Raw genomic sequence first — 6,273 nt, 5'->3', positions numbered from 1 at the left:
TCCCCACCCCTCCCGTCGGTGGTACCGATGAACCATGGAGTGGTTCTCCGCCCCCGACGCATGGATCGGGCGACTGGTCTTCCAGCGCGGACTGGCGGCCGTCTACCTGATCGCCTTCCTCAACGCCGCCCTCCAGTTCCGCCCCCTGGCGGGTGAGCACGGCCTGACGCCGGCGCCCGAGCTGCTGCGCCGGCTCCCCTTCCGCCGAGCCCCGAGCCTGTTCCACCTGCGCTACTCCGACCGTCTGCTGGGCGTCGTCGCGTGGAGCGGCGTCGCGGTCTCCGCCCTGCTGCTGGTGGGGGCGGCCGACCGGGCGCCGCTGTGGCTGTTCGTGGCACTGTGGCTCGTGCCGTGGGCCCTGTACCTGTCGATCGTCTCCATCGGACAGGGCTGGTACGGCTTCGGCTGGGAGAGCCTGCTCCTGGAGGCCGGGGCCCTGGCCGTCCTGCTGGGCAACGAACGGGTCGCACCGCCCCTGCCCGTCATGATCCTGATCGCCTGGCTGCTCTTCCGTGTGGAGTTCGGCGCCGGGTTGATCAAATGGCGCGGCGACCGGTGTTGGCGGGAACTGACCTGCCTGGACCACCACCACGAGACCCAGCCCCTGCCCGGGCCGCTCAGCCGCTGGTTCCACCTCTTGCCGCGTCCCCTGCACCGGGTCGAGGTCCTGGCCAACCACGTGACCCAACTGTTCGTTCCCTTCCTGCTCTTCCTCTCCCAACCGGTGTCCGGGATCGCCGCGGCGATCGTGGTCGCCACCCAGCTGTGGCTGGTGCTGTCGGGAAACTTCGCCTGGCTGAACTGGGTCACCATCGTCCTGGGCGCGGCCCTGCTCGACTGGTCGCGCCTGGTGTCACCGCCGGCCGACCAACCGGAGCCACCGCTGTGGTTCCTCGTGGGAGTCCTGGCCGTGACCGCGTGGATCCTGGTGCTCAGCCGCCACCCGGTGCGCAACCTGCTCTCCCCGCGACAGCGGATGAACGTCTCGCACGACCCGCTGCGGCTGGTGAACAGTTACGGGGCCTTCGGCAGCGTCTCGCGGGTGCGCCAGGAGATCGAGATCGAGGGCACCGACGACTCCCGGCCCGGCCCCGACACCGCCTGGCACGCCTACGGCTTCCGCGGCAAGCCCGGCGACGTCCGCCGCCGACCACCGCAGGTGGCGCCGTACCACCTGCGGCTGGACTGGATGATGTGGTTCGCCGCCCTCTCCCCCGCCTACGGCCGTCCCTGGTTGCCGCTCCTGGTCGAGCGTCTGCTGGAGGGCGATCGGGCCACGCTGCGGCTGCTGCGGCACAACCCCTTCCCCGACCGACCGCCCCGCTGGATCCGGGCCCGGGTGTACCGCTACCGCTTCACCACCCGCGCCGAGCACCGCGCCACCGGCGCCCACTGGCACCGCGAGGCGCTCCGCGACCGGATCCCGCCGACCACGCTCTGACGCGCACCCCGGATTTCACGTCCACCCCCTCGGATGCGGTATGGTTCTCGTGCACGGCGACGAGGGGCAAAGCCCCAGGTCACACCGGGCACCGGGACGTGGCGCAGTTTGGTAGCGCACTTGACTGGGGGTCAAGGGGTCGTGGGTTCAAATCCCGCCGTCCCGACGGTAGCCGGAAGGCGCTCCGAACAGGTGAAAGCCCTGGTCGGAGCGCCTTTCGTCATCTGACACCCCATCAGCCCGGCAGGGGTCCGGCGTCGGGAAGAAACCGCAGATCAGAGCACCTTTCCGGGGCCAAGGTCACGAATGTTTCGATCGGCTGCTCCTTCCGCTTCGACCGTGTGGAAAGTGAGGTCCCGGGTGCACATCGCTCCCCTCGGTCCCGACGACCCCGCCGAGCTGGGCGGGTACGAGCTGCTCGGGCGGATCGGACAGGGCGGGATGGGCCAGGTGTACCTGGGCGAGTCGCCCGGCGGTGAACCCGCCGCCGTGAAGGTGATCAAGCCGTCCGTGGTCGACTCCGGGACACGGGCGAGGTTCGCGCAGGAGGTGGAGGTTCTCAAGACGATCTGGGGCGCCCGGATCGCCGCCCTCCTCGACGCCGACCCCGAGGCGGAGCGCCCGTGGTTGGCGACCGAGTACGTCGAGGGCCTCGATCTGAGCCGGCACGTCGCCGGTCACGGCCCGCTCCCGGCGCTGCTGACCGCGGCCTTGGGCGCGACGCTGGCCGAGGCCCTGGCCGCCGTGCACCGCCAAGGGCTGCTGCACCGCGACCTGAAGCCGGCCAACGTACTCCTCGGCCCGAACGGACCGAAGGTGATCGACTTCGGGCTCGCGGTGTTCGCGGAGTCGAGCTCGTCGCTGACCGCGCCGCACATGGTCGTCGGAACGCCCTCGTACATGCCGCCCGAGCAGGCGAACGGTGAGAAGCCCCTGACGCCGGCGGTCGACGTGTACGCGCTGGGCGCTGTCCTGCTGTTCGCCGCCTCGGGCCATCCGCCCTATCGCACGGACAACATCCACCTGTTGTTCCACCAGGTCGTCGATCCCGCGGTCGCAGCGGACCTGTCCGGGGTGCCGGACGAACTGGTGCCGCTGCTCACCGCCATGCTGGCCCACCGCCCCCAGGACCGGCCGGATCTCCCCGAGGTCGTCCGAAGGTGCCGCGCGCTGATCGAGGCACACGGGCTGAAGGTCGCACAGGCACGCCGCAGGCTCACCGCCTACACGGCCACCCCGACCCACGTGCTGGACGATCTCCTCGCCGTGAACCGTGCTTCCGGCCCCGAGGTCCGCACGGGACCCGGGGAGGCCAAGGCTCCCCCCGTGCCCTCGCCGACCGGGCGGGAGCGGGGCGCGGCGGACTCCCGGCCGTCCGGCCGGCGCCCGGAGGGCTCCCCGGCCGGCCCCGGGGTTCCGCCGGTGCCCGCCCCGACGCAACCCTCCGGCGATCCCCGGCTCCTGCTCCACCGTGACGACACCGCGAGGGAGCCGTCCGCCGACGCACTTGCCGACCCGGCGCCCGCCGCCCGGGCCGAAACCACGACCGTCGGTCCGGGACAGGATCCGACCGTCGCGCCGCTGTCCCCCCGGCGCCCCTCCGGGCGCGGCAGGGCGAACCGGCCCTCCTTGCGGAGTTCGGCGCAGGCCCGGATCACCGCCCGGCGCCTGCGCGAGGCGTATGCGGCCGGTTCCCCTTTCTGACCCGTACGCCTTCGAGAACCACGATAATGGGCGTGCTCTGAACAGGGCCCGCGCCCGCACGATCGACCCGTTTCGGGAGGACACCGGTGACCGCCGTGCAAACCAGCGTGGAGCAGTCCGGCGAGGAACGGACCGGTGCCCCGAACGGCGGGGACCAGTACCCGGCCGGTGCCCTGGTGGTGGTACGGGACGAGGAGTGGTTGGTCAGAAGCTCGATGCCGACGTCCGATGACGGCACGCGCATCGAGGTCACCGGGGTGTCGGAGTTCGTCCGGGACCAGGAGGCCGTGTTCTTCTCCGGTCTGGACCGGATCGAACTGCTCGACCCGGGCGCGACCGGGCTCGTCATGGACGACTCCCCGAACTACCGTCGCTCCCGGCTGTTCCTGGAGGCGGTGCTGCGCCGCACCGCCCTGCCCCAGTCGGAACGCCGCCTGGCGCTCGCCGACTCGTTCCTGATGGACCCGCTCCCCTATCAGCGCCGGCCCGCCCAACTGGCCCTCTCCGGTGCCAATCTGCGCCCACGGCTGCTGATCGCGGACGTGGTCGGGCTCGGCAAGACGCTGGAGATCGGTCTGACCCTGGCCGAACTGATCCGCCGCGGCCGGGGCGAGCGCATCCTGGTGGTCACCCCGCAGCACGTGCTGGAGCAATTGCAGCACGAGCTGTGGACGCGGTTCGCGATCCCGCTGGTCCGGCTGGACTCGGTGGGCATCGAGCGCGTCCAGCGGGAGATCCCGGCCGGCCGCAACCCGTTCACGTCGTTCAAGCGGGTCATCGTCTCCATCGACACCCTGAAGAACACCGACCAGTACCGGCACCATCTGGAGCAGATCCGCTGGGACGCGGTGGTCATCGACGAATCGCACAACCTGATCAACCGCGGTTCGCTGCGCAATCAGCTCGCACGCATCCTCGCCCCCCGCACGGACGCCCTGATCCTGGCCTCCGCGACCCCGCACAACGGTGACGCGAAATCCTTCGCCGAATTGATCGGGCTGCTGGACCCGGTGGCGATCCGCGACCCGGAGAACTACCGCGCCTCCGACATCGAGCATCTGTTCATCCGGCGGACGAAGATCAGTCCGGAGGTGCGCGAGCAGATGAAGGGCCAGTGGGCCGACCGGGGCCCCTCCCGTTCGGTGCACTGCCCGGCCACCCCGGCGGAGGAGCGGATCTTCGAGGAGCTGGCCGCCGTCTGGCTTCCCGGTGACGGCGGCGCCTCGGTCAGCTCCGTCCCCCTCTTCCCTTACACGCTGCTGAAGTCGTTCCTGTCCTCCCCGGCCGCGTTGCGGGCCACGGTCTCCGCGCGAATCAGAACGCTGGAGAAGAAGGAGGACCGACGCGGCACCGAGGCCGAACTCGCCGCGCTGCGGCGACTGTCGGAGCTGGCCGCCGGCCTCACCGAGGCGGACTCCGCGAAGTTCGCCGCCCTGGTGCGGCAGTTGCGCGACGAGATCGGGGTGGGCCCCGGCTCCGAGGCCCGGGTCGTGGTGTTCTCCGAGCGGGTCCAGACCCTGGAGTGGCTGGTCGGGGTACTGCCCGCCGCTCTCGGCTTCCGTGGCCGCGCGGCCCGCGACTGCGTCCGCGTCATGCACGGCGGCCTCTCGGACGAACAGCAGATGGCCCGCGTCGAGGAGTTCGGCCTGGCGGACACGCCCGTCCGGGTCCTGCTCACCGGTGACGTGGCCTCCGAGGGCGTCAACCTGCACCGGCAGTGCCACCAACTCGTGCACTACGACGTGCCGTGGTCGCTGATCCGCATCGAGCAGCGCAACGGCCGTATCGACCGGTACGGGCAGGCCCACCCGCCGGAGTTCCGGGCGTTGATCCTCACCAGCGAGGTGGAGGGGGCCAAGGACGACACGGTGGTCGCCGAGCGGCTGCTGCACCGCGAGGACCAGGCGCACCGCGCGCTGGGCACGGCGGAGGCGGTGACCGGCCTGTACCGGGCGGAGGCGGAGGAACGGTCCCTCATCCAGGATCTGCTGCGCGGCAGGACCGTTGACGAGTCCCTGGACACGCCCCGCGCCGGGGCCGAGGGGCGGGACGCCGGATTGGACGACTTCCTCGCCGACTTCTTCGGCTCGGTGGACGCGACGACGGAGCCGGCCGGAAGCCCGGAAACCGGTGATCACCGGAAGCCGACCGGTGTCGATACCTCGTCACCGGAGGACCGCGCGGACGCGAGCCCGGTGCTCCCCCGCCTCTTCGACTCCACCGCCCACTTCGTGGACGAGGCGCTGCGCGAGGTGTACCCGGATGCCCGCGACCGGTTGGAGTTGGACCGCGACCGGCAGTCCGGGCTGATCTCGTTCCGCCCCCCGGCGGAACTCGTCCACCGCCTCAAGGCCCTGCCCTCGGACTACCTGCGCGAGCAGCGGTTGCGGGAGCGGCTGCTGGTGACCTTCAACCGCCGCCTGGCGGAGCACTCCCTCCAGCGGGCCCGGCAGTCCTCCACGTCGAGCTGGCCCGAGATCTCCCTGCTCACCGACCTGCATCCGGTCGTGGAATGGCTCACCGACAAGGTCCTGGTCGGCCTCGGCCGCCAGGAGGCGCCGATCATCACGGCGCACGTGGCGGAGCCGATCCACCTGGTCCAGGGCGTGTACTCCGACAAGCTGGGTCGGCCCACCGTCGTGAAGTGGATGGGTGTGACCTGGCGGGAGGCCGCCGGGGAGGGCCTGGCCGTCGATGACATGGTGTCCCTGCTGCGGTGCGCCGGTGTCGGCCCCGCCATGGCGAACAAGCGCGCCTACCGCGATCCCGCGCCCCTGCGGGCGGCCCTCCCCCGGGTACTGGAGACCGCCGAGGCGTTCCTCAACGCCCACGGCGACGCCTGGGACGAGCCGCTGCGTCGGCCCGTCGAGGAGTACAAGTTGCAGCTCGGCGCCTGGGAGCAGCCCACGCCGGCCGGGGGGGCGCACCCGCGAACGCCTCGCCGATCTGGCCGACTCGCTGCTCACGACGGGCAAGCCCCTGCTGAGGATCCTCGCGGTGCTGGTCCCGGACACCGACGCGGACGCCGGTCGGGGGAACGGTGACGGGGCGCCTCCCGTCTCCCTGACCGCCCCGACCTCCTCACCCTTCCGCCACTCGCCCGCCTCCGCCGTCCCGTGACCCCGGTC

2 protein-coding genes, 1 tRNA gene and 1 pseudogene are annotated in these 6,273 nt (G+C 71.6%); all 4 read left to right on the top strand.

Features of this window, described 5'->3' with window-relative positions; all coding sequences use genetic code 11:
- Positions 1-34: 34 nt before the first annotated feature.
- The 4 genes and pseudogenes from FOE67_RS00830 (at position 35) to FOE67_RS00815 (ending at position 6,265) form a co-directional block, all read left to right on the top strand.
- Positions 35-1,441, top strand: coding sequence for a lipase maturation factor family protein (locus FOE67_RS00830; RefSeq protein WP_182659783.1), 1,407 nt, complete (start codon positions 35-37; stop codon positions 1,439-1,441).
- Between the two features lie 92 nt (positions 1,442-1,533).
- Positions 1,534-1,607: transfer RNA gene (locus tag FOE67_RS00825), tRNA-Pro, on the top strand.
- A 194-nt stretch (positions 1,608-1,801) separates the two neighbouring features.
- Positions 1,802-3,145, top strand: a complete 1,344-nt coding sequence (locus tag FOE67_RS00820) for a serine/threonine-protein kinase (protein ID WP_182659782.1) — start codon at positions 1,802-1,804, stop codon at positions 3,143-3,145.
- A gap of 86 nt (positions 3,146-3,231) precedes the next feature.
- Positions 3,232-6,265 (top strand): annotated as a pseudogene (locus FOE67_RS00815) (SNF2-related protein).
- Positions 6,266-6,273 lie beyond the last annotated feature (8 nt).

The organism is Streptomyces calidiresistens (genome assembly GCF_014141525.1).
Lineage (GTDB): Bacteria > Actinomycetota > Actinomycetes > Streptomycetales > Streptomycetaceae > Streptomyces > Streptomyces calidiresistens.
The sequence above is the reverse complement of the archived record's forward strand: the minus strand, read 5'-3'. Positions and strand labels throughout refer to the sequence as shown.